22 protein-coding genes are annotated in these 25,642 nt (G+C 62.6%); 16 read left to right on the forward strand and 6 right to left on the reverse strand.

The annotated features are described in order from the left end of the window. The first annotated feature begins 323 nt into the window (after window positions 1-323). Window positions 324-1,496, forward strand: a complete 1,173-nt coding sequence (locus AWB72_RS16265) for a hypothetical protein (protein WP_087128280.1) — start codon at window positions 324-326, stop codon at window positions 1,494-1,496. A gap of 50 nt (window positions 1,497-1,546) precedes the next feature. After that, entirely contained in the window at window positions 1,547-2,239 is a 693-nt protein-coding gene (locus AWB72_RS16270; RefSeq protein WP_087128282.1) for a DUF2968 domain-containing protein, read from the forward strand. Window positions 2,240-2,329: 90 nt separating this feature from the next. On the opposite strand, the gene AWB72_RS16275 is transcribed toward AWB72_RS16270, so the two are convergent. The 5 genes from AWB72_RS16275 to AWB72_RS16295 form a co-directional block, all read right to left on the reverse strand. Further along, window positions 2,330-3,718 carry a gamma-glutamyl-gamma-aminobutyrate hydrolase family protein gene (locus tag AWB72_RS16275; RefSeq protein WP_040051258.1) on the reverse strand — a complete coding sequence of 463 codons (1,389 nt, stop codon included), beginning with the start codon at window positions 3,716-3,718 and terminating at the stop codon, window positions 2,330-2,332. Window positions 3,719-3,853: 135 nt separating this feature from the next. Next, the gene (locus AWB72_RS16280; protein ID WP_040051251.1) at window positions 3,854-5,614 is read right to left on the reverse strand and encodes a cation:proton antiporter; all 1,761 of its coding nucleotides are present in this window, start codon (window positions 5,612-5,614) and stop codon (window positions 3,854-3,856) included. Between the two features lie 184 nt (window positions 5,615-5,798). Next, a complete protein-coding gene (gene glnK, locus AWB72_RS16285; RefSeq protein WP_008342452.1) occupies window positions 5,799-6,137 on the reverse strand; it encodes a P-II family nitrogen regulator in 339 nt (112 codons plus the stop codon). 119 nt (window positions 6,138-6,256) lie between these two features. Then, window positions 6,257-8,311 (reverse strand): NAD(+) synthase, encoded by a 2,055-nt coding sequence (locus tag AWB72_RS16290; RefSeq protein ID WP_040051259.1) that lies wholly within the window; start codon window positions 8,309-8,311, stop codon window positions 6,257-6,259. Window positions 8,312-8,402: 91 nt separating this feature from the next. Then, window positions 8,403-9,545, reverse strand: a complete 1,143-nt coding sequence (locus tag AWB72_RS16295; RefSeq protein WP_040051252.1) for a GNAT family N-acetyltransferase — start codon at window positions 9,543-9,545, stop codon at window positions 8,403-8,405. A gap of 160 nt (window positions 9,546-9,705) precedes the next feature. On the opposite strand from AWB72_RS16295, the gene AWB72_RS16300 reads away from it, so the two are divergent. After that, entirely contained in the window at window positions 9,706-9,990 is a 285-nt protein-coding gene (locus tag AWB72_RS16300; RefSeq protein ID WP_040051253.1) for a GIY-YIG nuclease family protein, read from the forward strand. 53 nt (window positions 9,991-10,043) lie between these two features. On the opposite strand, the gene ppa is transcribed toward AWB72_RS16300, so the two are convergent. Continuing rightward, window positions 10,044-10,571, reverse strand: a complete 528-nt coding sequence (gene ppa, locus AWB72_RS16305) for an inorganic diphosphatase (protein ID WP_040051254.1) — start codon at window positions 10,569-10,571, stop codon at window positions 10,044-10,046. Between the two features lie 218 nt (window positions 10,572-10,789). Between ppa and AWB72_RS16310 the strand changes: the two genes are divergently transcribed. From AWB72_RS16310 to AWB72_RS16370, 13 genes are all read left to right on the forward strand, one after another. After that, complete coding sequence (locus AWB72_RS16310) at window positions 10,790-12,229, forward strand: aldehyde dehydrogenase family protein (protein ID WP_087128284.1); 1,440 nt, start codon at window positions 10,790-10,792, stop codon at window positions 12,227-12,229. Between the two features lie 9 nt (window positions 12,230-12,238). Beyond that, window positions 12,239-13,015, forward strand: coding sequence for an SDR family oxidoreductase (locus AWB72_RS16315; RefSeq protein ID WP_040051256.1), 777 nt, complete (start codon window positions 12,239-12,241; stop codon window positions 13,013-13,015). Between the two features lie 128 nt (window positions 13,016-13,143). Then, the gene (locus AWB72_RS16320) at window positions 13,144-14,460 is read left to right on the forward strand and encodes an MFS transporter (RefSeq protein WP_040051257.1); all 1,317 of its coding nucleotides are present in this window, start codon (window positions 13,144-13,146) and stop codon (window positions 14,458-14,460) included. An 879-nt stretch (window positions 14,461-15,339) separates the two neighbouring features. Beyond that, window positions 15,340-16,647, forward strand: coding sequence for an urea ABC transporter substrate-binding protein (gene urtA, locus AWB72_RS16325; RefSeq protein ID WP_040050751.1), 1,308 nt, complete (start codon window positions 15,340-15,342; stop codon window positions 16,645-16,647). A gap of 88 nt (window positions 16,648-16,735) precedes the next feature. Continuing rightward, on the forward strand, window positions 16,736-18,352 hold the full coding sequence (gene urtB / locus AWB72_RS16330; RefSeq protein WP_084592901.1) for an urea ABC transporter permease subunit UrtB: 1,617 nt from the start codon (window positions 16,736-16,738) through the stop codon (window positions 18,350-18,352). A 3-nt stretch (window positions 18,353-18,355) separates the two neighbouring features. Next, complete coding sequence (gene urtC, locus AWB72_RS16335) at window positions 18,356-19,549, forward strand: urea ABC transporter permease subunit UrtC (RefSeq protein WP_040050752.1); 1,194 nt, start codon at window positions 18,356-18,358, stop codon at window positions 19,547-19,549. A 95-nt stretch (window positions 19,550-19,644) separates the two neighbouring features. Next, complete coding sequence (urtD, locus tag AWB72_RS16340; protein WP_244285659.1) at window positions 19,645-20,430, forward strand: urea ABC transporter ATP-binding protein UrtD; 786 nt, start codon at window positions 19,645-19,647, stop codon at window positions 20,428-20,430. Window positions 20,431-21,026: 596 nt separating this feature from the next. Continuing rightward, on the forward strand, window positions 21,027-21,719 hold the full coding sequence (urtE, locus tag AWB72_RS16345) for an urea ABC transporter ATP-binding subunit UrtE (RefSeq protein WP_040050753.1): 693 nt from the start codon (window positions 21,027-21,029) through the stop codon (window positions 21,717-21,719). Between the two features lie 29 nt (window positions 21,720-21,748). Then, the gene (locus tag AWB72_RS16350; protein WP_040050754.1) at window positions 21,749-22,609 is read left to right on the forward strand and encodes an urease accessory protein UreD; all 861 of its coding nucleotides are present in this window, start codon (window positions 21,749-21,751) and stop codon (window positions 22,607-22,609) included. Window positions 22,610-22,785: 176 nt separating this feature from the next. Further along, a complete protein-coding gene (locus AWB72_RS16355; protein ID WP_040050755.1) occupies window positions 22,786-23,574 on the forward strand; it encodes a transporter substrate-binding domain-containing protein in 789 nt (262 codons plus the stop codon). A gap of 18 nt (window positions 23,575-23,592) precedes the next feature. Next, window positions 23,593-24,270 carry an amino acid ABC transporter permease gene (locus AWB72_RS16360; protein WP_040050756.1) on the forward strand — a complete coding sequence of 226 codons (678 nt, stop codon included), beginning with the start codon at window positions 23,593-23,595 and terminating at the stop codon, window positions 24,268-24,270. Beyond that, window positions 24,267-24,917 (forward strand): amino acid ABC transporter permease, encoded by a 651-nt coding sequence (locus AWB72_RS16365; protein ID WP_040050757.1) that lies wholly within the window; start codon window positions 24,267-24,269, stop codon window positions 24,915-24,917. The genes AWB72_RS16360 and AWB72_RS16365 overlap by 4 nt, the downstream gene beginning before the upstream one ends. After that, on the forward strand, window positions 24,904-25,623 hold the full coding sequence (locus AWB72_RS16370) for an amino acid ABC transporter ATP-binding protein (protein WP_040050758.1): 720 nt from the start codon (window positions 24,904-24,906) through the stop codon (window positions 25,621-25,623). Before AWB72_RS16365 ends, AWB72_RS16370 begins: the two co-directional genes overlap by 14 nt. The last annotated feature ends 19 nt before the right edge of the window (window positions 25,624-25,642 follow it).

Raw genomic sequence — 25,642 nt, forward strand, 5'->3', positions numbered from 1 at the left:
GGTCATTTTTCATTAAATTTAACTTACTTCAAATTGTCTTTTTGCTTACGACATTAATGCGATCGAAACGCCCGTGCGAGCGCGAATGCCGCGACGGAAATAAGGCGCAGCCATGCGCACCACAGCAGTCGGATTTCGTCAATCAGTCATCCTATAAAATTCTGTGTTTCGGAGAAATCTGGTCGCAGGGTGCTCAGGCGTTCCGTATCATCGCGGGTCAACTTTGGTTTCGCCGCGCGAGGCCTCGGCGCGCCGCCACGCCTCGCAACGCGGTTCGAGGCGCGGCGCAGGTCTCGCGCCCGACCCATGCTTCTGGAATCTTCATGACCGAACCCCTGATCGCCATCGAAGGCAACCTGCGCCTGCCGCCGCTTCGCGCACTCGCCAATCCGTCGCTGACGTTCGGTCGGGAATGGTCGCCCGCGCGCACTCGCCCCGTTCGCTCGCACTCCGAAGTCCCGATCACGGCAGCGCGCTTCGAAACCGCTTACGTCGAACCGCTCAGTGTGCGTGACGGCGAATCGCCGTATCGCGCGGCGAACATCTGGGGCATGTTCTCCGAAGGCCGGTCGCACCGGAAGCCGATCCAGCCGACTCAGACCGAAGCGGTATCCGCGAAACCGGCTGCGCACGATGACGAACGAAAGGAACCGCGCCTGGGACCCGTCCCGATTCAGCTCGGCGTCAAGGCGCCGGCTGCGGCTTCGGCGGCGACGGCCGCCGCGCAAGGCCGCTACGGTTTCCTGCACAAGCCGGTGAAGGGCGCCATCGCGCTCGCGTGCGCCGCGCTCATTGCATGGCTCCTGTTCAGCCACGAGCAGCATCCGGCGAACGAGGAACCCGCCACCGTCGTCGCGGCAACGAATGCCAATGCAAATGCCGATGCGAAGCCCGTGGCGGCATCGCAGGTCGAAGCAGGCGGCGCTATGAATACCGGACAAGCCAGAAGCACCGCAAACGTAGCGACCGCACAGCCGGCGGCCGTCGTCGCGCGGAATACCGAGCCGCAAGCCAGCGCCAGCAGCGTGACCATTCATCGCGCGACGCTGACCAAACCCACACCAATCACGGTTCACGCGAGCGCGAAGCCGCGCGAGCTTCGCACGCGAGGTGCGAGCATCGAACGTCAGGCGCAAGCCGCGTCACCGGCGGTTCATGCGCCGGCACGCAGCCAGACGCGCATCGCGGCATCGAAGCTGCCCGAGAAGCGCGGATCGCATGCAATCGCCGCTCGGGGCGCACACCGGAGCACCGTGGAAAAAGACTACATCGTGGCCGATACCCCGGCCTGGACGGCCGAGCCCGCACGCCGCAGCCATCACGCTGCTTATCGCGGTTATCGCGGTTATCGCGAGCAAGTCGCACAGGAGCGCGCGCTGCCGCGCCGGCAGCCGTCCGGTTCGATGAACGTCGAGGCGCTCTACGCGATCCTTCAGCACAACCCGGCGCTCGACAACAACTCCAGGCGGCACGCGGACGATGCCACCGTGAACTAGAATCTTGGCCACCCACGCCGCCCGTTCAACCTTTTCGGCATGACGCCAACATGAAGCACTCACGTCTTATCCGTTTCGCCACGTTCGCCGTCGCTGTGTCGCTTCTCGCGGGGTTCGCGAACGCGTTCGCCGCGCCCGCCGCGAAAGGAGCGCCGGCTGCATCGCAGGCGCCGTCGCCGGACGACTTGTCGAACGTCCAGGCCGATGCCGCCTCGTCCGTCGCCGGCAATCTCGCCGAGTTGCAGGACATGATCCAGGCGGGAAGCGTGACCGAGCTGCGGTCGACGCGCAACGCCAGCTACGGCGCGAAGCTCTATTTCCTGCCACAGGAAATGCTCTACTACGTCGCGCTTCAGCAGGAAACGCGCTTGTGGCGCGTCGTCAAGACGCAGGACCAGGGGCGCGCCGAATCGGTCTACTCGCAATTCGCCCGCAAGACCTACGAACTCGCGGACGGCGAAATCCGCCGCACGCAACTTCAGGCGCAGACGGCGCTGCTCGAACGCGTGATCGCGGTATCGTCGAACCGGGCGAGCCGCCTGTCCGCGGACCTCGCGCTCGCGCAGCAGCAGGACAGTCAGGTGTCGGAACGGCAGCAGAAGCTGCAGGCGGAATCGGTCGCGCTGCAGGGCGACAAGCTCGAAGCGGAGCGCAAGCTGCGCGCGTTACAGATGCAGGTCGATCAGCTTCAGCGCGCAACGGAAGCCGGACTCACGCCGGTGATGTCGACGCCATCGCGCTGACCGTCACGCAAGCCGCAAAAAGCACAAACGCAGAAGGCCCGCTCGAAAGCGGGCCTTCTGCGTTTCAGAGGCATGAAACCGGGCGAGCGCCTAGAACCGCGTCTCGCGCGCGACGCGCAGGAACGTATCGAGCAGCGGCGTGCAATCGAGCAGTTCGTTGCCGCCCGCGCGATGAAACTCCGGGTGCCACTGCACGCCGACCACGAACGGCGCCTTGCGATACCGCACCGCCTCGATGATCCCGTCCGCCGACGACACCGCCTCGATGTTCAGATCGCGTCCGAGCGTCTTCACGGCCTGATGGTGGATCGAATTGACGATCGCCTCGCGCTGATGCGGGAACATGTTGACGAGCGACGAGCCGTCCGGAAAGCGGATCGAATGCCGATGCTGGTCGTAGTGCTCGTTGACGTGGATGCCGGCGGTCGGCACATCGGTGGCGATATCGCCGTAGAGCGTGCCGCCGAACGCCACGTTGATGAGCTGGCAGCCGCGGCACACGCCGAGCACCGGCTTGCCCGACTCGACGAACTCGTGCAGCAGCTCCAGCTCGTACATGTCGCGCACGCGATCGCCGGGCCATTCGGGCCGCGTCGTCGCTTCTTCGTACGACTGCGGCGAAACGTCCGCGCCGCCCTGCAGCAGAAGGCCATCGAGATGCTTCGCGTAGTCGCGCAGCCGGATATTGCTCGGATGCAACATCCCTTGATGACCGACCGTCGGAATCATGAAGACGAGCACATCGCGCGACATGACCCAGTGCGCGATCGATTCTTCCAGATACTGCAGCGTCTTGCCGCGCAATCCGCGCGCGCCTGGTTCCGGATGGAAGATGCGCGCCGACACGCCGATGCGCAGCGTCCTTTGCGTGATGCGCTGCCCTGCCCGGTCAAAAATCTGCCGCGCGCGCGCCGCGATGATGCGCCCGAACACCGACCACGCCGAATCCGTCTGCTTGAGATAAGCGGGCGGCGCGGTGGCGTCCGTGGTTTGCTGCGGCGGATTGAGCTTGCTGAAGTCCGGCGCGGCGCCGAATTCGGACGGCAGAACCTGTGCCTTCACCGGGCTTTCGACATCCGCGGCAGCCGATGCTTCCGCTTCGGTCGCGGTTTCGAGGTTTTGCGCGAGGCTGGCTTTTGCGTCGACGGGATCGACACGCGCCGGCTGCTTCGCGCGCACGGCGGCCTCCTGGGCGGCCGTCGCGCTGGCGGCGTTGGCGCGGGCGTCACGTGCCGACTGCTGCGCTTCCTCGCGGCGCGCGGAGGGGGTATCGACAGGCTCTACAGCCGATGCGCTCGCGGGCGAATCCGTCGAAGCGCGCTGCGTCGCGCTCGCCGTGGCCGACGACGCGCCTTCGCGCGAGCCGCCGGCGCCGGAAGCATCCGCGCCGCCTCGCCGGGCTTCGGCGCTGCGGCTGATCGGGCTGTTTGGGTTATCTGCGGTGTTGCCTGAGTCGTTGGACGTATTGTTTTCGCTCATCCCGATGTCAGGCGCGCGCGGCGCCACGTGAAGTAATGGACAGTTTTTGATTATCCGCCCATCGAACGCGGCGACGCAAACCAGCACACATTTGCTCACATCTATCGCGACTATCGCGACGCGAACGGCCGCGCATCAGTGCTCGCGCGTTTCCTCCAGCGTTTCGCGCAATGCGATCTGCATCGTCGCGTGGATTTTCACGCACCAGCGCCAAAGCACGGTCAGCAAAAGCGCCGCGCACAGCAAAACGCCGACCATCAGGCCGAACGGCGGAAGAATGCCGCCCGACAGCGCCGCGACGAGCAGGAAAACGCCGAACATCGCGACGATCGGAATCAGGCCGGAAATGGCGGTGCGGATGGCGCGCGTGAAGCGGCCAGCCTTCGCGGGATCCACGCTCACTTCGGCGAGCAGCAGAGCGAGCGATTCCAGCTTGCGATACACCGCCACCAGAAACGGCAACGCGATGACGAGCGCCGCACCCCACAGCACGACGCGCTGCGCGTTGTCGGTATCGAGCCAGCGCGAAAGATACTGCGACGCGAACGGCGCCGAGTACGACGCGCTAAGGAAGATCGCCGCGACGAGCGCGAGGTTGACCGCGATCTGCACCACGATGCGGCGCGTCATGGAAAAGAGCGTCGCGCCGCCGGATGCCGCCGGCGCCAGGCTCGCGAGCCATTGCGAATAGAGGCCGAAGGTGTTCGCGAGCGGCGCGGGCATCGCGCGGGCGAGACGCAGGGTGAGCGGATCGGCGGCGCGGATCAGATACGGCGTGAAGAGCGTCGTGAGCGCGGACACGGCCACCGCAATCGGATAAAGAAAGCTGCTCGTGACCTTCAGCGACAGCCCGAGCGACGCGATGATGAACGAGAACTCGCCGATTTGCGAGACGCTCATGCCGACGCGCATCGACGTGCGCCCGTCCTTGCCCGCGAGAAACGCGCCGAGCCCGCACGACACGATCTTGCCGAGCACGACCGCAACCGTGATGACGGCGATGGGCCCTGCATAATCGACGAGCACGGTCGGATTCAGCAGCAACCCGATCGTCACGAAGAAGATCGCGGAAAACATGTCGCGCACCGGCGCGATCAGGTGCTCGATGCGCGCGAGATGCTTCGATTCCGCCATGATCGCGCCGATCAGGAACGCGCCAAGCGCGATCGAATAATCGAGCTTCACGACGAGCAGGCAGAAACCGAAGCAGAAGCCGAGCACGGTGACGAGCAGCATCTCGTCGCTCTTTGCCTTCGCGACGTAGTTGAGCGCGCGCGGCACGGTCAGAATGCCGACGACGAGCGACACCGTCATGAAGAGCAGCAGCTTGCCGAGCGTGACGACCGCGACGCCCGCGCTCACCGAACCCGTCTGCGCGATGCCGGAAAGCAGCACGAGCATCGCGATGGCGAGAATGTCCTCGACGATCAGAATGCCGAACACGATCTGCGCGAAGTGCTCGCCCTTCATGCCGAGTTCGGACAGCGCCTTCACGATGATCGTCGTCGACGAGATCGCGAGCATCGCGCCGAGAAAGAGCGAGTCCATCGAGTTCCAGCCGAACCATCGGCCGATTTCGTAGCCGACCCAGATCATCAGCACGATTTCCGACAGCGCCGCGACGAACGCGGTCGCGCCGACCTTGAAGAGCTTGCGCAGACTGAATTCGAGCCCGAGCGAGAACATCAGGAAGACGACGCCCAATTCGCCGAGCGTCTGAATGGTCGCTTCGTCGTGAATGAGATTGAACGGCGGCGTGTACGGCCCGATGATCACGCCCGCGGCGATATAACCCAGCACGACCGGCTGCCGCAGACGATGAAACAGCACCGTCACGACGCCCGCGATGGCCATGATCACGGCGAGATCCTGAATAAAGCCGATCGCGTGGTGCATCGACGAATCCTTACAGAAATATTATCGAGCCGATGTTACCGCACGGCGGCGCTTGCGGCTTGGCTGATTTGAAGCGGCGGACGGGAGACACGCGCATCGCGCTGGTGCATGCGATGCGGGAAACGACAAGCCCGCTCGGGCGAGCGGGCTTCGATGGCGCGAAGAGCGAAGGAACGCGCGGCGCTCAGACCGCTGCTTCGTTTTCCTCGCCGGTGCGAATGCGGATGACGCGCTCGACATCCGCGACGAAGATCTTGCCGTCGCCGATCTTGCCGGTGCGCGCCGCGCCGATGATCGCGTCGATGACCTGATCGGTTTGATCGTTCGCGACGACGACTTCGATCTTCACCTTCGGCAGGAAGTCGACGACATACTCCGCACCACGATAGAGCTCGGTATGCCCTTTCTGGCGGCCGAAGCCCTTCACTTCCGTGACCGTGAGCCCCGTCAGACCGACTTCGGCGAGCGCTTCGCGGACTTCGTCGAGCTTGAACGGTTTGATGATGGCGGTGATGCGTTTCATGGCGTGCCTCGCTTCGGAGTCAAGAGTTCAGAAAAGTGGTCGTCACTCGCGTGACGGATGCTTATCGATTCTAGTCGCGTTTGATCGCGCCAGCGCTTTGCTTTAAGCGAAGATGATCGTCATTCGGTCTCGGGAATGCGCGCCAGATCGTTGAGCCACACGGTCGCTTGCGAATCGCTCGGTGCGCGCCAGTCGCCGCGCGGCGAAAGCGATCCGCCCGAGCCCACCTTCGGTGCATTCGGAATGCACGACCGCTTGAACTGGCTCGTGCGGAAGAAGCGGTCGAGAAAGATGCGCAGGTTCTTGCGGATATCGGCAAGCCCGTACTGATTGCGCGCGACGTTCGGATCTTCGGGCCAGTCGCCGGCATCGCGGTCGCGCCACGCGGCGTGCGCGAGGAACGCGACCTTCGAAGGCGCGAAGCCGAAGCGGACCGTGTAGTACAAATTGAAGTCCTGCAGCTCGTACGGCCCGATGACGCTTTCCGTCTTCTGTTCGAGCGCCCCGCTTTCCTTGCCGGGAATGAGTTCCGGGCTGATGTCGGTGCTGAGCACGTTTTCGAGCACGTCGCTGCCCGCATCGCCGATTTCGCCCGACTCCGCGACCCAGCGCACCAGATGCGTGATGAGCGTCTTCGGCACGCTCGCGTTCACGTTGTAGTGCGACATGTGATCGCCGACGCCGTACGTGCACCATCCGAGCGCGAGTTCGCTCAGGTCGCCCGTGCCGATGACGATCGCGTTATTCAGATTCGCGAGCCTGAAGAGATGGCTCGTGCGTTCGCCGGCCTGTACGTTCTCGTACGTGATGTCGTATTGCGTGTTCTCTTCGCTGTGCGGATGGCCGATGTCGGCGAGCATTTGCGCGCAGCTCGCGCGAATGTCGATCTCTTGCGCCGTGCAGCCGATGACCTGCATCAGTTCGCGCGCCTGACGCAGCGTGCGGTCGCTGGTGGCGAAGCCGGGCATCGTATAGGCGAGGATGTTCGAGCGCGGCAGGCCGAGACGGTCCATCGCCTTCGCGCACACGAGCAGTGCATGCGTGGAGTCGAGCCCGCCCGATACGCCGATCACGACCTTCGATATTCCCGACGACCGCAGCCGCTGCAAGAGCGCCTGAACCTGGATGTTGTAGACCTCGTTGCATCGCGCGTCGCGGCGCGTGCGATCGGCGGGAACGTACGGAAAGCGCGCGACGCGCCGTTCGAGCGGCAGCGCATCTTCGGTCGGCGCGGACAGCGCGAACTCAACGACGCTGAACTTCGCGACTTCATCGGCGTGGCGCGCGGTGGATCGCCCGAAGGTGGTCTGCTTCATGCGCTCGCGCGAAAGCCGCTCGAGATCGACATCGGCGAAGATCACGTGCGACTCGCCCGCGAAGCGCTCGGACTCCGCGAGCATCTCGCCGTTCTCGTAGATGAGGCCTTGCCCGTCCCACGCGAGATCCGTGGTGGATTCGCCCTCGCCCGCCGACGTGTACAGATACGCGGCCACGCATCGCGCGGACTGTTGCCCGACCAGTTGATGCCGATACGCCGACTTCCCCACGACGATATTCGACGCCGACAGATTCACGAGCACCGTCGCGCCCGCGAGCGCCGCGAACGACGAAGGCGGAATCGGCACCCACACGTCCTCGCAGATTTCGACATGGAAGCGGAACAGCGGCAGATCCTTGATCTGAAACAGCAGCGATGCGCCGAACGGCACGTCCTGACCGCAGAGCGAGAGCGTGCGCGCGGTGGCGGCATCGGCGGGGCTGAACTGGCGCGCTTCGTAGAACTCGCCGTAGTTCGGCAGATAGCTCTTCGGCACCACGCCGCGAATCGCGCCATCGGCCACGACCACCGCGCAATTGAAGAGCTTGTGCTCCGCGCGCACCGGCAAGCCGACGATCATCGCGATCTTCGCTTCCTTCGACGCCTCGACGATGCTTCGCAGCGCGTCCTCGCATGCATCGAGGAGCGCTCTTTGATGGAACAGGTCGTCGCACGTATAAGCCGAGAGACCGAGTTCGGGAAATGCGACGAGCACCGCGCCGCGCGCGGCCGCCTGCTTCGCGAGCTTGATCGTCTCTTGTGCGTTGAATGCCGGGTCCGCCACCTTGCAGTTCGGAATGGCGACGGCGACGCGCGCGAAGTCGTGGCTGTAGAGGTTGAAGAAGTTTCTGCTCATGTTCATCTTCCTGCGCGTGGTGTGTCGGACGAAAGCGGCTACAACGACGAAGCGACGAAGCGACGTGTCCGATCGATTATCGCATGCGGTTCTAGCCCTTTTTTCTGAACGGCGTATGCGCTTCCAACTCTTCGATGTGCTCGTTCATCGCGGTGGTTTCGGCATCGAGAAACTCGCTGATGGCCTCGGCGAAGCGCCGATCCGCGATCCAGTGCGCGGACCACGTCGGCGTCGGCAAGAGCCCGCGCGACATCTTGTGCACGCCCTGCGCGCCGCCTTCGAAACGCGCGAGCTTATGCTCGATGCAATATTCGATCCCCTGCATGTAGCAGGTCTCGAAGTGCAGCCCCGAGATGAACTCCCGCGTGCCCCAATAGCGGCCGTACATGGTGTCGCCGCCGATCATGTTGAGGGCGCACGCGAGCCGCTCGCCGTCCGCTTCGGCGATGACGAGCAGCATGCTGTCGGGCGCATCGGCGTGAATCTGGCCGAAGAATTCGCGCGACAGATACGGCGCGTTCCAGTGCTCGCGATACGTGTTGTCGTAACAGTCGTAGAAGAAGTCGAGCGCGCTCTGGTCAATGTCATGGCCGCGCAGCCACGTATAGGTCACGCCCGCTTCCGTCACGCGCCGCCGATCCTGCTTCACCTTCTTGCGCTTGTCGTGGCTCATCGTCGCGAGGAAGGCGTCGAAGCTCGCATAGCCTTCGCCAGGCAGATTCTCCCAGTGGAACTGCACGCCTTCGCGCAGCATGTAGCCGGCGTCCGTTAGCGCGTCGATGTCCTGCGCGTGCGGAAACAGCACGTGCAGCGATGAAATGTCGAGCCGGCGCGTGAGTTCGATTGCACCGCGCGCGAGCAGCACGCGATCCTCATGCTCCGCCGCGATGAGCCGCGGACCCGTGACCGGCGAGAACGGCACCGCCGACACCGCCTTCGGGTAATAGCGCAGGCCGTGGCGCTCGAAGGCATCGGCCCAGGCGTGATCGAATACATATTCGCCGCGCGAATGCGACTTGAGATACAGCGGCATTGCGCCCGCGAATTCGCCGCCGCGCCGCAGGATCAGATGATGCGCGCGCCATCCCGTGCGCTTGACCGCGCATTGTGTGTCCTGCAGCGCCGAAAGAAAGCCGTGCCGCACGAAAGGATTGTCGCCGGCGATGCGATTCCAGTCGGCGGCCGGAATGTCGTCGAGCGAATCCACCACATGAATTTCGACTTCGCGATTCAACAGGCTACCTCGCTATAAAACCCGTCAAGAGACCGATGAGCGCGTCATGCGCGAAAGGGGCTATTCTCGCGCAAGTCGATAAAAGGCGTCGGGGCGGCCGGAGTGCGCGGGCATCGGCGATAATGCGCGGCAATTCCCCCTGACTTCCCGATACGACGCGATGCCGTGGTTCCTCTATCTGATCGAATGCGCTGACGGCAGTCTATACACGGGCATCGCCACCGATGTCGACGCGCGCTTCGCCGCGCACGCCGCCGGCAAGGGCGCGCGTTACACGCGAGCGAGAAAGCCGCTGCGCGTGGCGGCGTCGTTTGAACTGGCGGGAAGATCGGAGGCGTTGCGCGCGGAATATCGCGTGAAGCGTTTGCCGGTGCAGCAAAAGCGCGCGTTGATCGCGGGAGAACGGACGCTCGAATCCGTGTTGCCGCAAATCGAAGAAGCATAAAAAAAGCCGCCGCGCTTCAATTGCGCGGCGGCGTTCGCATCGATGCGACGCGCTTACTTCTTGTAGTTCGCGACGCCTTCGGTGATTTCCTTGTGCGCGGCATCGATGCCCGCCCAGCCTTCCACCTTCACCCACTTGCCCTTTTCGAGCGCCTTGTATTGCTCGAAGAAGTGCTTGATCTGATCCTTCAGATACTCGGGCACGTCGTCGACGGACTTGATGTTCGCCGTCATCGGGCAGATCTTGTCGTGCGGCACGGCGATCAGCTTCGCGTCCACGCCCGATTCATCGGTCATTTGCAGCATGCCGAGCGCACGCGCGCGCACAACCGAGCCTGCGAGCAGCGGGAACGGCGTGATGACGAGCACGTCGACCGGATCGCCGTCGCCCGAGAGCGTCTGCGGGATGAAGCCGTAGTTGGCCGGATAGCGCATGCCGGTGCCGATGAATCGATCGACGACGAGCAGGCCCATGTCCTTGTCCGCTTCGTATTTGACCGGATCGCTCTGTGCGGGAATTTCGATGATGACGTTGAAATCCTGCGGGAGATCCTTGCCGGGAGGTACGTTGTTGAAGCTCATGAGCGCTCTCTGAGAAGTTGAGTTCGGGATGCCGGATGGCGCATCTCGCGCGATGCGAGCCACGCGTGAAACGCCGGCGCGGCGAGGTGAAACACTTCAGGCATTATAGCCAAACGAGCTTTCCGGACCGGGCGCGCCGCCGCACCAAGCCTCTCACGTATGGCGCGATAATCGGTTCGTGAGCATTCGCGAAGACGAACGATCGCAAGGAGACGTGCATGGAAGAAGGCAAGCATTTCATCGGCAACCGATGGACCGCGCCGTCGGTCCACGAAACCATTCCGGTCGTCGATCCCTCGGACGGGCAAGTGTTCACGCAGATCGCACGCGGCACGGGCGCGGACATCGACCGCGCCGTGAGCGCCGCGCGCACCGCTTACGACGGCGCCTGGGGCGCGATGAGCGCCGCCGAGCGCGGGCGCATCCTCGCGCGGCTCTCGATGCTGATCGCCGCGTGCCACGAGGACATCGCGCAGATCGAGGCGCGCGACACCGGCAAGCCGATGACGCAGGCGCGCGCGGACGCAACGGGCATCGCGCGCTATTTCGAGTTCTACGCGGGCGCCGCCGACAAGCTGCACGGCGAGACGCTGCCGTATCAGTCCGGCTTCACCGTGCTGACCATCCGCGAGCCGCACGGCGTCACCGGCCATATCGTGCCGTGGAACTATCCGCTGCAGATTTTCGGGCGCAGCGTCGGCGCGGCGCTGGCCGCGGGCAACGCGTGCGTCGTGAAGCCGGCCGAGGACGCGTGCCTGTCGCTGCTGCGCGTCGCGGAACTGGCCGCCGAAGCGGGCCTGCCGGAAGGCGCGCTGAACATCGTCACCGGTTACGGATACGAAGCGGGCGCGGCGCTCGCGCGTCATCCGGGCATCGATCATATTTCGTTCACGGGCTCGCCCGCGACGGGCGCGGCCGTCACCAAGATGGCCGCCGACAACCACGTGCCCGTCACGCTCGAACTGGGCGGCAAGTCCCCGCAAATCGTTTTCGCCGATGCCGATTTCGACGCCGCCCTGCCCGTGCTCGTCGCGGCGATCGTGCAGAACGCGGGACAGACGTGCTCGGCGGGCAGCCGCGTGCTGATCGAGCGTGCGGCTTACGAGCCGCTCATCGAGAGGCTGTCGGAAGCGTTCGCGGCGCTGAAGGTCGGACCGAGCAAGCTCGATCTCGATTGCGGCCCGCTCATCAGCGCGAAGCAGCAGCAGCGCGTGTGGGACTATCTGTCCGATGCGCAGCACGACGGCATCGCGATGGCGGCGCACGGCGAAGTCGTCGCGGAAGCGCCGGAAGCAGGCTTCTATCAGTCGCCGACGCTGTTGCGCGATGTGCCGCGCACGCATCGGCTCGCGCGCGAGGAGGTCTTCGGGCCGGTGCTCGCCGCCATGCCCTTCGACGACGAAGCCGACGCGCTCAAGCTCGCCAACGACACGAACTACGGCCTCGTCGCGGGCATCTGGACACGCGACGGCGCGCGGCAGATGCGCCTTGCGCGGCGCGTGCGTTCGGGCCAGGTCTTCATCAACAACTATGGCGCGGGCGGCGGCGTGGAATTGCCGTTCGGCGGCGTCAAGCATTCGGGACACGGGCGCGAAAAGGGCTTCGAGGCGCTGTACGGCTTCACGACGTTGAAAACCATCGCCATCAGACACGGGTAAGGAGACAGCATGCGACTGCAAGGCAAGACGGTGATCGTGACGGGCGCGGGTTCGGGCTTTGGCGAGGGCATTGCGAAGACGTTTGCGCGCGAAGGCGCGAACGTGGTGGTCAACGACCTGAACGGCCCGGCGGCGGAGCGCGTGGCAAGCGAGATCGCGCTGGCGTCGTCGCCGGAAGCGAGTCATGGGCGCGCGATCTCCGTGGCGGGCGACGTCACGAAGCGCGACGACTGGCAGCGCCTTTTCGATGCGGCCATCGAAGACTTCGGCAGCGTGCAGGTCGTCGTCAACAATGCGGGCACGACGCACCGTAACAAGCCCGTGCTCGACGTGACCGAAGCCGAGTTCGACCGCGTCTATGCGGTGAACGTGAAGAGCATCTACTGGAGCGTCGAGCAGTTCGTGCCGTACTTCCGGCAGCAAGGCGGCGGCGCGTTCATCAACGTTGCGTCGACGGCGGGCGTGCGGCCGCGTCCCGGCCTCGTCTGGTACAACGGCAGCAAGGCGGCGGTGATCATCGCGAGCAAGGCGCTGGCCGTGGAACTGGGCCCGGATCGCATCCGCGTGAACTGCATCAACCCGGTGATGGGCGAAACGGGTCTGCTTACCGAGTTCATGGGCATGGAGGACACGCCCGCGAACCGCCAGAAGTTCCTCGCGACGATTCCGCTCGGCCGGCTTTCGACGCCGCAGGACATTGCGAATGCGGCGCTGTATCTCGCATCCGACGATGCAGAGTTCATCACGGGCGTCGCGCTCGAAGTGGATGGCGGACGCTGCGTCTGACGAAAGTCGCGGCGCTGACGCGATTGGTGTTTTCCCCAGCCGAAACAGCCGCTTGGCGCGCAGCCGAGCGGCTAGAATCCTTACGCGAAGATAACGATGCCTTCATGGCACGACCGTAAGGAGACGAGATGTCCAGCACTGCCAATCCCATGCCCCGTCCCGGCGCGAGCGCGCCATCGAGTTTCGAGGAAGCGACGTATCGCAAGGTTGCGTGGCGGCTTTCGCCGCTGCTCCTGATCTGCTATGTGGTGGCGTATCTCGACCGCGTGAACGTCGGCTTTGCGAAGCTGCAGATGTCCACCGATCTCGGTCTTTCGGATGCCGTTTATGGCTTCGGCGCGGGCATATTCTTCTTTGGCTATTTCATCTTCGAGATACCGAGCAACGTCATTCTGCATAAGGTCGGCGCGCGTGTCTGGATTGCGCGGATCATGATTTCGTGGGGCATCATCTCGGCGCTCACGATGTTCGTCACCACGCCCACGATGTTCTACGTGATGCGCTTTCTGCTGGGCGTCGCGGAAGCGGGCTTCTTTCCGGGCATCATTCTTTATCTGACGTACTGGTATCCGGCGCAGCGGCGCGGGCGCATGACGACGCTCTTCATGACGGCCATCGCGTTGTCGGGATTGATTGGCGGGCCGGTATCGGGCTGGATCATGAAGACTTTCGATGGCGTGCATAACTGGCACGGCTGGCAATGGCTGTTGCTGCTCGAGGGCATTCCGTCGGTGATCGTGGGCATTGTCGTGTTGCTGATGATGGACGATCGCATATCGAAGGCGAAGTGGCTGACGCAGGAAGAGCGCGATTTGCTCGAACGGAACATTGCGGCGGATAACGTGGAGAAGGAAGATCCGCCGATCAGCCGCATTCTGTCGAGCCCGAAGGTGTGGCTGATGAGCCTCATCTACTTTTCGTTCGTGATGGGTCTTTATGGCGTGAGCTTCTGGCTGCCGACGATCATCAAGGCGACGGGCGTGACGGATGCGCTGACGATCGGGCTGCTATCGGCGATTCCTTATGGCGCGGCGGTCGTGGGCATGTTGCTCGTGGCGCGCAGTGCGGACAGGCGCGGTGAGCGTCGGTGGCATATTGCCGTGCCGGCTTTTGTCGGAGCGATCGGGCTGGTGCTGTCGGTGGTGTGGGCTGGCAATACGCCGCTTGCGATGCTCGGACTGACGCTTGCCACGATGGGCATTCTCACTACGTTGCCGTTGTTCTGGAGTCTGCCGACGGCGTTTCTCGCGGGCACCGGCGCGGCGGCCGGGATCGCGATGATCAATTCACTCGGCAATCTTGCCGGGTTTCTTAGTCCTTATCTCGTGGGGTGGCTTAAGCAAGTCACTGGTGCCAACTCTAGTGGGATGTATATGCTCGCCGGGTTTCTTTTGCTTGGCGCGGTGTTGGTCCTTAGTGTGCCTGCGCGTATGGTCAATCGTTGATGCTTTTCCTCCCCTGCGCGGGGAGGGCGTTTTTTATTCGTCGGGGAGCTTGTTTTCGTGTCGGTCTATTTGCGTTGCCCCTCCCCGGGGCGGGGGTCACTTTCTTTGCTGCTGCAAAGAAAGTAACCAAAGAAAGCAGCTTTTCGCCCGCTGTTCATTTTGATACCGCACTCCGTAGAGCCACGTTGGCACTCAGCTTATAGGCAGCCTTGAATCACTCTCCGCGCCCGCTGAGCGCCACCCCATGCGAGCCCTCTGGCTCGTCAACACCATACTCACTCGGACGGCTTCGCGCCTCATCAACACCACCGCACACCGCCGCCGCCCGAGTGAGTTTTCCACGAAGTTGCATCTCGGCTCTCACAAGCTCCCTCCCATCAACTTACTATCCACGGCGCGTTGCTGTCGCGTCGGTGTTAACGAGCCCGGGGGCTCGCATGGGGTGGCGCTCAGCGGGCGTGGAAGGTGATTCAAGGCTGTGTCAAGCTGAGTGCCAATCTGGTTCTACGGAGTGATCACGCAGTCAGTGCTTCGGGCCAGAAAAGCTGCTTTCTTTGGTTACTTTCTTTGCAGCAGCAAAGAAAGTGACCCCCGCCCCGGGGAGGGGCGTGCTAATAGACCGACACGAACATAAGAAACCCGGCCGCACGCGGAGTGCAGAAAAAGAACCGAGTCCGCACCGCAACGATGCACCCATCAACGCGACCTGCACCAAAACCAACCGTAACGAAGCCCGAGCACGCGGAGCACAAGCCGATAAAAACCCTATAAAACCAAGCCCAGCCGTGCAAACGGCCTCAATTGGCATAGCCCTTGCAGAACCCCGCCCGCTGCTTACGGAAAAGCAGCGAACAAAACACATCGGCAAGGGGAACATCAATGAAACGACGCAGTCTGCTGAAGTTCGGCTCCATGTCCGGCGCACTCGCGCTCGCGGGCCAGCTTCCCATCTCCAGAGCGCAAGCCGCCGATACCGGTCCGATCAAAGTCGGCATTCTGCATTCGCTGTCCGGCACCATGGCGATCTCCGAAACATCGCTCAAGGACACCGCACTCATGACCATCGCCGATATCAACAAGAACGGCGGCGTCATGGGACGTCAACTCGAACCCGTCGTCGTCGATCCCGCTTCCAACTGGCCGCTCTTCGCCGAAAAGGCCCGCCAGCTCCTCACGCAGGACAAGGTCGCGTGCGTATTCGGATGCTGGACGTCGGTGTCGCGCAAATCCGTGCTGCCCGTGTTCGAAGAGCTCAACGGACTGCTCTTCTATCCGGTGCAATACGAAGGCGAAGAGATGTCGCGCAACGTCTTCTATACCGGCGCTGCGCCCAATCAACAAGCAATCCCCGCCGTCGAATATCTGATGGGACCGGAAGGCGGCAGCGCCAAGCGCTTCTTCCTGCTCGGCACCGACTACGTGTACCCGCGCACGACCAACAAGATCCTGCGCGCCTTTCTTCATTCGAAGGGAGTCAAGGATGCAGATATTCAGGAGGTCTACACACCGTTCGGACATAGCGACTATCAAACCATCGTCGCGAACATCAAGACCTTTGCGCAAGGGGGAAAAACCACAGTCATCTCGACGATCAACGGCGACTCGAACGTTCCGTTCTACAAGGAACTCGGTAATCAGGGGCTGAAAGCCACCGACGTGCCCGTCGTCGCGTTCTCGGTCGGCGAAGAAGAACTGCGCGGCATCGATACGAAACCGCTCGTCGGCCATCTCGCCGCATGGAACTACTTCATGTCGGTGAAGAATCCCACCAACAAGAAGTTCGAAACGCAGTTCGCCGAATGGGTCAAGACGCAGAACCTGCCCGGCGGAAACAAGCGCGTCACCAACGATCCGATGGAAGCAACGTTCGTCGGCATTCACATGTGGAAGCAGGCCGTCGAGAAAGCAAAGAGCACCGAAGTGGACAAGGTGCGTGTCGCGATGGTCGGTCAGACGTTCGCCGCGCCTTCGGGCTTCACGCTCACGATGGACGGCAATCACCATCTGCACAAGCCCGTGATGATCGGCGAGATTCGCGGCGACGGTCAGTTCAACGTCGTCTGGAAAACCAAGACCGCGGTCCGCGCGCAACCGTGGAGCCCGTATATCGCGGGCAATGAAGGCAAGCCGGATGTCGTGACATCGATTCCGTCGTTCCTGCGCCGCTCGCGCGTGCGTACGGCCTGAGCGCCATGCATTGATGGCTCGATGCAAGGCCGCGCGTTCCCCTCATGCATGAACGCGCGGCCGTTTCAGTCTTACCAGAAAGGCCACCATGACCGGTTCGCTTGCCTCCCCCATTCTGCGTGTGTTGCTCGCGCTCTTCATTGCGTTCACGCCGTTCGCCGCCCACGCACTCACTGCCGACGATCTCGCCCCGCTCGCGGGCGATGATTTCGAAGCGAAGTCCGCCGCCATCGACAAGCTGATCGCCAACGCCGATGCATCTTCCGTCGCGGTGCTGAATGCGCTCGCGGACGGCTCGCTCGTCGCCACCGACGACGGCCACGTCTACATGCAGACCGACGACGGCAACAAGGACCCGATCACCAACAAGATGGCCGATGCCCCCGACGCGCAAGCGATCACGCTGAACAACCTGCTGCGCACGAAAGTAGCGGGCGCGCTGTCGGGACTGCAACTCGCATCGCCCGATATAGCCAAACGCCGCGAAGCCGTTGCCGCGCTGCTGCGCAATCCGGATGCATCGATGAAGCCGTTGATCGATCGCGCCCGCGCCGCCGAAACCGACGTCGAATTGAAGAAGCGCCTCGACACGCTCTGGGCGATGACCGCGCTGCACGATCCCGATGCAAACAAGCGCCTCGAAGCCGCGCAACTCGTCGCGGCTCGCCATGATCTCGACATGTATGAACTGCTGCGCCCCATCGTCGCGAAGAAAAGCGATGGCAGCTATAGCGAATCCGATGAGCGCGTGCGCGCGGCAGCAGAAGCCGGCATCAAGGAACTCGATTCGATCCAGCGTCGAAGCGAAATCGCGGGGACGATCTTCGCGGGCCTCTCGCTCGGCAGCGTGCTGTTGCTCGCGGCGCTCGGACTTGCGATCACGTATGGCTTGATCGGCGTCATCAACATGGCGCACGGCGAGTTCCTGATGATCGGTGCGTATGCCACTTACGTGGTGCAGAACCTCGTGCAGCACTACGCGCCCGCTGCGTTCAACTGGTATCCGCTGTTCGCGGTGCCGGCTTCGTTCATCGCGGCGGCGCTCGTCGGCATCGTGCTGGAAAGGCTCGTTTTGAAGCATCTTTATGGACGTCCGCTCGAAACGTTGCTCACCACGTTCGGCGTCAGCCTGATCCTCATTCAGGCGACGCGCACGATCTTCGGCGCGCAGAACGTGCAAGTGACGAATCCCTCGTGGATGAGCGGCGGCGTCGCCGTCATGCAGAACCTGATCCTGCCGTATAACCGGCTGACGATCCTCGCGTTCTCGCTGGCTGTCGTGCTCATCGCGTGGGCCGTGCTCACGCGCACGCGGCTCGGCCTCTTCGTTCGCGCGGTGACGCAGAACCGGCGCATGGCCGCGTGCGTCGGCGTGAAGACCGCGCGTGTCGATTCCTATGCGTTCGCGTTCGGCGCGGGCATCGCAGGGCTAGGCGGATGCGCGTTATCGCAGATCGGCAATGTGGGCCCGGACCTGGGTCAGAGCTACATCATCGATTCGTTCATGGCGGTGGTGCTCGGCGGCGTCGGTCAACTGGCGGGCACGGTGATCGGCGGCTTCGGGCTCGGTCTCGTCAGCAAGGCGATCGAGCCGTTCTGGGGCGCGGTGCTCGCGAAGATCGCGGTGCTCGTGCTGATCGTGTTGTTCATCCAGAAGCGTCCGCAGGGCATGTTCGCCCTGAAGGGCCGCAGCGCGGAGGCCTGATCGATGACCGCCTCGACCAACATCGGCGCGAACCTCGACGTCGCGCCGCAACTCGAAGAAAGCGCCGCGCGTGCGGGCTTCGCGCTCGGGCTACCGCCGCGCGCCGCGCTCTTGCCGCGCAATGGATGGATCGCGCTCATCGCCCTTCTCATCGCGATGGGCGTCTGCGTGCCGATCATGGCGCTCGTGCTGCCGGAAACGAGCACGTTCCATTTGTCGGCTTATGCGATGACGCTCGTCGGCAAGCTCATGTGCTATGCGATCGGCGCGCTCGCGCTCGATCTCGTGTGGGGCTATTGCGGCATTCTGAGCCTTGGCCATGCGCTTTTCTTCGCGCTCGGCGGCTATGCGATGGGCATGTACCTGATGCGTTCCATCGGGCGCGAAGGCACGTATCAAAGCGATCTGCCCGACTTCATGGTGTTTCTCGACTGGCATGCGTTGCCGTGGTACTGGCAAGGAACGGAGCATCTCTGGTATGCGCTCTTGCTCGTCGTGCTCGTGCCGGGCGTGCTTGCATGGGTCTTCGGCTTCTTCACGTTCCGCTCGCGCGTGAAGGGCGTGTATCTTTCGATCATCACGCAGGCGATGACCTTTGCTGCGATGCTGCTCTTCTATCGCAATGAAACGGGTTTCGGCGGCAACAACGGCTTCACGGACTTCAAGCGCATTGCGGGCTTTCCGGTCACGCATCCGGGCACGCGCACGGCGCTCTTTCTCATCACGTTCGCGGTGCTCGTGCTTGCGTTTCTCGCGGCGCGATGGATCGTCACGTCGAAGCTCGGACGCGTCGTCACGGGCGTGCGCGATGGCGAAGCGCGCCTGATGTTTCTCGGCTACAGCCCGCTCGCGTACAAGCTTTTCATCTGGACCGTGTCGGCGGTGCTGTGCGGCATTGCGGGCGCGTTGTATGTGCCGCAGGTCGGCATCATCAATCCGAGCGAGATGTCCCCTGCGAATTCGATTGAAATGGCGATCTGGGTCGCGGTGGGCGGACGCGGCACGCTGATTGGTCCGATCATCGGCGCGTTCGCGGTCAATGGCGCGAAGAGCTTTTTTACTGCGTATTTTGCGGAGTATTGGCTGTTTTTCCTGGGCCTCATCTTCACGCTCGTGCCCTTGCTTTTGCCGAACGGCATCATGGGTCTCATCGATCTCGTCCGCCGAAAGAAGATTGCAGGAGACGCCGCAGAATGACCGCTCATCATGCATTGATCGTCGATTTGCCGCCGCTTCCGCAAGCGCCTGAGCCGGAGGAAACGGGCCACAAGAACATCAACGTGGTCTCGGGCATGGGACATGTGCTGGCGCCCGGCGAGATCGACGTATCGCACGGCACGATCCTTTATCTGGAAGACGTGACCGTGAGTTTCGATGGCTTTCGCGCGCTCAACAAGCTGACGTTGTCGATCGACGTGGGTGAGTTGCGTTGCGTGATCGGCCCGAATGGTGCAGGAAAGACCACGATGATGGATGTGATCACTGGCAAGACGCGTCCTGACGACGGCAAGGTTTTTCTCGGGCAGACGTTGGATTTGACTCGCATGTCGGAGCCGGTGATTGCGCGCACGGGAATTGGCCGCAAGTTTCAGAAGCCGACTGTGTTCGAGAATCATCCCGTGTGGGAGAACCTCGAGCTTGCGATGAAGACGGACAAGCGGTGGTTTGCGTCGTTGCGTGCGCGGCTGGATCGTGCGGCGCAAGCGAGGATTGAAGAGACGCTCGAACTGATTCGCTTGCAGCATCAGGCGACGCGGCTTGCGGGTGAGTTGTCGCATGGACAGAAGCAGCGGCTGGAGATTGGCATGTTGCTCATGCAGCAGCCGGCGCTTCTATTGCTCGATGAACCTGCGGCTGGCATGACCGATCATGAGACGATGGAACTTGCCGAGTTGCTCAATACGCTGCGCGGGTCGTGTTCGATGATGGTCGTCGAGCATGATATGGAGTTTGTTGCTGCGCTCAGCGGGGATAACGGCAAGGTTACTGTGATGGCCGAAGGGTCGGTTCTTGCAGAAGGCACGCTCGATAGCGTCAAACGGGACGAGGCCGTTATTGAGTCTTACCTCGGACGGTGAGTTTTTGCGTGCGCCTGTTTTAGGGTGCTTTTTTTCGTGTCGGTCTATTAGCGTGCCCCTCCCCGGGGCGGGGGTCACTTTCTTTGCTGCTGCAAAGAAAGTAACCAAAGAAAGCAGCTTTTTTCCCGCGGTTCAGCTTAATGGCGCACTCCGTAGAACGACATTGGCACTCAGCTTGATAGAACCTTGAATAACCTTCCACGCCCGCTGACCACTAACGTCCTCCGAGCCCCGGGCTCGACAAAACCAACGCGCATTACGCGCATCGCAGTGAAGCGCAATTGAAGGTGTGTTCCGGCACGGTTGTGGTTTGGACGTGAGCGGTTGTTCTAGTTCGGTGTTATCGAGCCGAGGGGCTCGGAGGACGTGGCGCTCAGCGGGCGCGGAAGGTGCTCCAAGGCTGTTTCAAGCTGAGTGCCAATCTCGTTCTACGGAGTGACCGGAGAGTCAGTGCTTCGGGCCAGAAAGCTCCTTTCTTTGGTTACTTTCTTTGCAGCAGCAAAGAAAGTGACCCCTGCCCCGGGGAGGGGCGTGCTAATAGACCGACACGATCACAAGTTCAACGACAAAGAAGCGCCAGCAAGGACAAACGAGCAATGTTAGAAGTCGAAGACTTGAATCAGTACTACGGCGGAAGCCACATCCTGCGAAACGTGAGGATGACCGTCCCCGACGGTAAGCTAACCGTGCTATTAGGCCGCAACGGCGTCGGCAAGACGACGCTACTGCGTTGCGTAATGGGCGTCGTGCCGACCAAAAGCGGCACCATCACCTGGCGCGGCGCGAAGATATCGTCAATGCCGACTCACGCCCGCGTCGCAAGCGGACTGGCCTACGTGCCGCAAGGACGCGACATCTTCGGCCGCCTGACGGTGGAGGAAAACCTGCTCGTCGGCGCGGCAAGCCGCAAATCGCCTTCGAAGATTCCAGACCGCATCTACGACCTGTTCCCCGTTCTACGCGACATGAAACATCGCCGCGGCGGCGATCTCTCCGGCGGCCAGCAGCAGCAACTCGCCATCGGCCGCGCACTGATGAGCGAGCCGCAACTGCTCATACTCGATGAACCGACCGAAGGCATCCAGCCTTCCATCATTCGCGACATCGGCCGCACGCTGCGTCAACTCGTCGATGAAATGGGCATGACCGTGCTGCTCGTCGAGCAGTATTACGACTTCGCGCGCGAACTCGCGGACCGCTATTGGGTCATGAGCCGCGGCGAAATCGTCGCGGGCGGCGCAGGATCGGAAATGGATGCGCATGGAGTGCGCGAGCTGATCGCCGTATGATGGCGCATCGTTCCCGATAGCCTCTGTCCATGCATCACGAATCTCACGCGGCGCTCGTCAATCCCGATATCTGGCGCGGCACGCTCGAACTCGGCTTCGCACGCCAGCATGGCCGCACCGTCTGCGCCCATCGCAAGCATGAAGGGCCGCTGCGCATGCAACGGCCGCTCTATCCCGAAGGCGATATCTGTCACGCAGTCATCGTGCATCCGCCAGGCGGCGTGGCAGGCGGCGATCGTCTGAACATCGACGTCAAGCTCGGCGATGACACGCACGCCGTCATCACGACACCGGGCGCAACGAAGTGGTACAAGGCCAACGGCAAGCTCGCGACGCAACGCATCGATATCGACCTCGCGCCGCATGCGAAGCTCGACTGGCTTCCGCAAAACAACATCGTGTTCGAATCGTCGAATGTCGAACTCGAGTTCAACGTCACGCTCGATGAGACCGCGACGGCCATCGGCTGGGATGCGATGCTGCTCGGCCGCGCCGCCGCCGGTGAGCGCTGGACGCAAGGTCATATCAAGGCGATCTCGCGCATTGCGCATCGCGATGGACGCACGCTGTGGTTCGAACGCAGCCTCATCGATGCAAGCGATCCCTTGCGCGACGCATCGCAGGGCCTCGCAAGCTTTCCCGCCTACGGCACGCTATGGGCAGTCGGCTCCGCGTGCGACGACGCCCTCGCCGAAGCACTCACCGCGCAACTGCCGTTCGATGCCGACATGCGCGCCGCTGCATCATGCGTGGCTCCCGGCGTGTTGATCGTCAGGGCAATCAGCCGTTCGATGGAGCCGCTGCAACGCGCGCTCACCGAATACTGGATGCACTTGCGCCCGCTCGTGCATGGTGTCGATGCTCGACCGCTGCGCTTGTGGACCACATAAGCGACGCACCACGAAAGCGCATGCGCGCGCCCCGCGCTTGTGCGCAACCCTTGGCGCTCATCGCGCGAACGCACACGGTATAAGGCTTTTCCATCGATGGCACGGCTCTCGCTTTAAGCGTCGAACCAAGAGCCGCGCAAATCCCATGCGGCCGTTCGAAGCCTGAAGGATCATCGATGCCGAAACTGTTTTCCCGCACGCGGCGCACCGCCCTCGCCGCCCTGCTTCTTTCTTTCGCGCCTTTCGCCGCGCACGCCGACGCACTCGACACCATCACGAAGAGCGGCATGTTGCGCGTGGCCGTGCCGGAAGACTATCCGCCATTCGGATCGGTGGGCGCGGACATGAAGCCGCAAGGCTATGACGTCGATATGGCCGCGCTGCTCGCCAAGTCGCTCAAGGTCAAGCTCGAACTCGTCCCTGTGAACAGCGCGAACCGCATTCCGTATCTCACGACGAACAAGGTCGATCTCGTGATTTCATCGCTCGGCAAGACGCCCGAGCGCGAGAAGGTACTCGACTTCTCCACTGCTTATGCGCCCTATTTTCAGGGGGTTTTCGGTCCCGCCGACATCAAGGTGAACGGTCCCGCCGATCTCACCGGCAAGACCGTCGGCGCGACGCGCGGCGCGCTCGAAGAAATCGCACTCTCGCAGATGGCGCCGAATGCAACCATCAAGCGCTTCGAGGACAACAACGCGACCATCTCCGCATTCCTCTCGGGACAAGTGCAATTGATCGCCGCGGGCAACATCGTGGCTGCCGCGATTCTCTCGAAGAATCCGCCGCGCCGTCCTGAAGCGAAGTTCATCATCAAGGACTCGCCGTGCTTCGTCGGCATGAACAAGAACGAGCCGCGCCTTCTCGCGAAAGTGGACGACGCCATCGCACAAGCGAAGAAGGACGGCACACTCGGCGCGATGTCGAAGAAATGGTTCGGCCAGCCGCTGCCCGCGAGCCTCTAACGAAGGACGCCGCATTCGATGGCCTATCAACTCGACTTCGCCGATCTCGCGAACTATGCAGGCATGTTCGCGAGCGGCGCGGCGACGACCCTCGCGCTCACGGCCGTTTCGACTGCGCTCGGCGTATCGCTCGGCGTGCTCGGCGCGGCCGGGCGCGATAGCCGTCATGCATGGCTGCGCTCGATGGTCGGCGCGTATGTCGAAGCAATCCGCAACACGCCGTTCATCGTGCAGCTCTTCTTCGTGTTCTTCGGGCTGCCCGCGCTCGGCATTCATCTGAGCGAATATGTCGCCGCCATTCTCGCGATGACGCTCAATCTCGGCGCCTATTCCATCGAGATCATTCGCGCGGGCATTGCAGCGGTGCCGAAGGGACATCACGAAGCGGCGGCTTCGCTTGCCCTTTCACGCGGCGAAGCGTTCCGTCATGTCGTGCTGCCGCAGGCGCTTGCCAAAGTCTTTCCCGCGTTGACCAGCCAGATCGTCATCACGATGCTCGGCTCGGCCGTGGTCTCGCAGATATCCGTGCCCGATCTGACCTATGCGGCGAGCTATATTCAGTCGCGCAATTTCCGCGCGTTCGAGACGTTCTTTCTGATCACCGCGACTTACCTCGTGCTCGCGTTCATCGTGCGTGCGGCGCTGAATGCGGCGGCAAAACGTCTCTTTGCGCATGAGAGGAGCATCGCGCGATGATCGAATTCACGCTTGCGCAGATCGTCGAGAACCTGTTGCTCGCCGCGCGATGGACCATCGTGCTGTCCATCGTTTCGTTCGTGCTGGGCGGCATCGTCGGCTTCGCGCTGCTCCTCATGCGCGTATCGAAGTACGAGCTTCTGCGTACGCTCGTCAAGGGCTATATCCAGATCTTTCAGGGCACGCCCTTGCTGATGCAGCTCTTTCTCGTGTTCTTCGGCTTGCCGTTGATCGGCGTGGAAGTGTCGCCCTGGTTCGCGGCAACCGTCGGCCTCACGCTCTTCACGAGCGCGTATCTCGCGGAAATCTGGCGCGGCGCAGTGGAAGCCGTGCCGAAAGGCCAGTGGGAAGCGTCGTCGAGTCTTGCAATGAGCTACTTCGAGCAGCTTCGTCACGTGATCCTTCCGCAAGCCACGCGCATCGCCGTGGGGCCGACAGTCGGCTTCGCGGTACAAGCGGTGAAGGACACGGCGCTCGTATCGATCATCGGCTTCACGGAACTCACCAAGGCTGGCACGATGATCTCCAACGCGACGTTCAGACCGTTCCTCGTGTATGGCCTCGTCGCCGTCATCTACTTCTTGCTTTGCTATCCGCTGTCGCGATATGCGCGCACGCTCGAAAGGAAATGGAATGCCGCTCGTTGAAACCCGCAATCTGCAAAAGCAGTTCGGCTCGAATCAGGTTCTGAAGAGCATCGATTTTTCGGTCGAGCGCGGACAGGTCGTGTCGATCATCGGGCGCAGCGGCTCGGGCAAGAGCACGCTGTTGCGTACGCTCAACGGGCTCGAGAGCATCGACGAAGGCTCGATCGCAATCGACGGCGAGCATATCGATGCGCGCCACGCCGACTTGCGCGCGCTCCGCCTCAAGGTCGGCATGGTGTTCCAGCAATACAACCTCTTTCCGCATTTGACCGCCGGTCAGAACGTGATGCTCGCGCAAACGGTCGTCAAGAAGGTTCATAAGGCGAAGGCGCGCGCCACCGCGCAGGGCGTGCTCGAACGCGTGGGCCTCGGCGACAAGTTCGACGCGTATCCCGACCAGCTATCCGGCGGACAGCAGCAGCGCGTGGCCATTGCGCGTGCATTGGCAATGAAGCCGACCGTTCTTCTGTGCGATGAAATCACGTCCGCGCTCGATCCCGAACTCGTCGGCGAAGTGCTCACCGTGGTCGAATCGCTTGCACGCGACGGCATGACGCTCATCATGGTGACGCATGAAATGCGCTTTGCACGCAGCGTCAGCGACAAGGTCGTCTTCATGCATCAGGGGCGCGTGTGGGAATCCGGCGCGCCCGAACAGATCTTCGAAAGGCCTTCGACAGTCGAACTGCAACGCTTCATTCAATAAGCTTTCATGCCCTGAAATA

Origin of the sequence: Caballeronia concitans (genome assembly GCF_001544615.1) — a bacterium.
Classification (GTDB): Bacteria; Pseudomonadota; Gammaproteobacteria; order Burkholderiales; family Burkholderiaceae; genus Caballeronia; species Caballeronia concitans.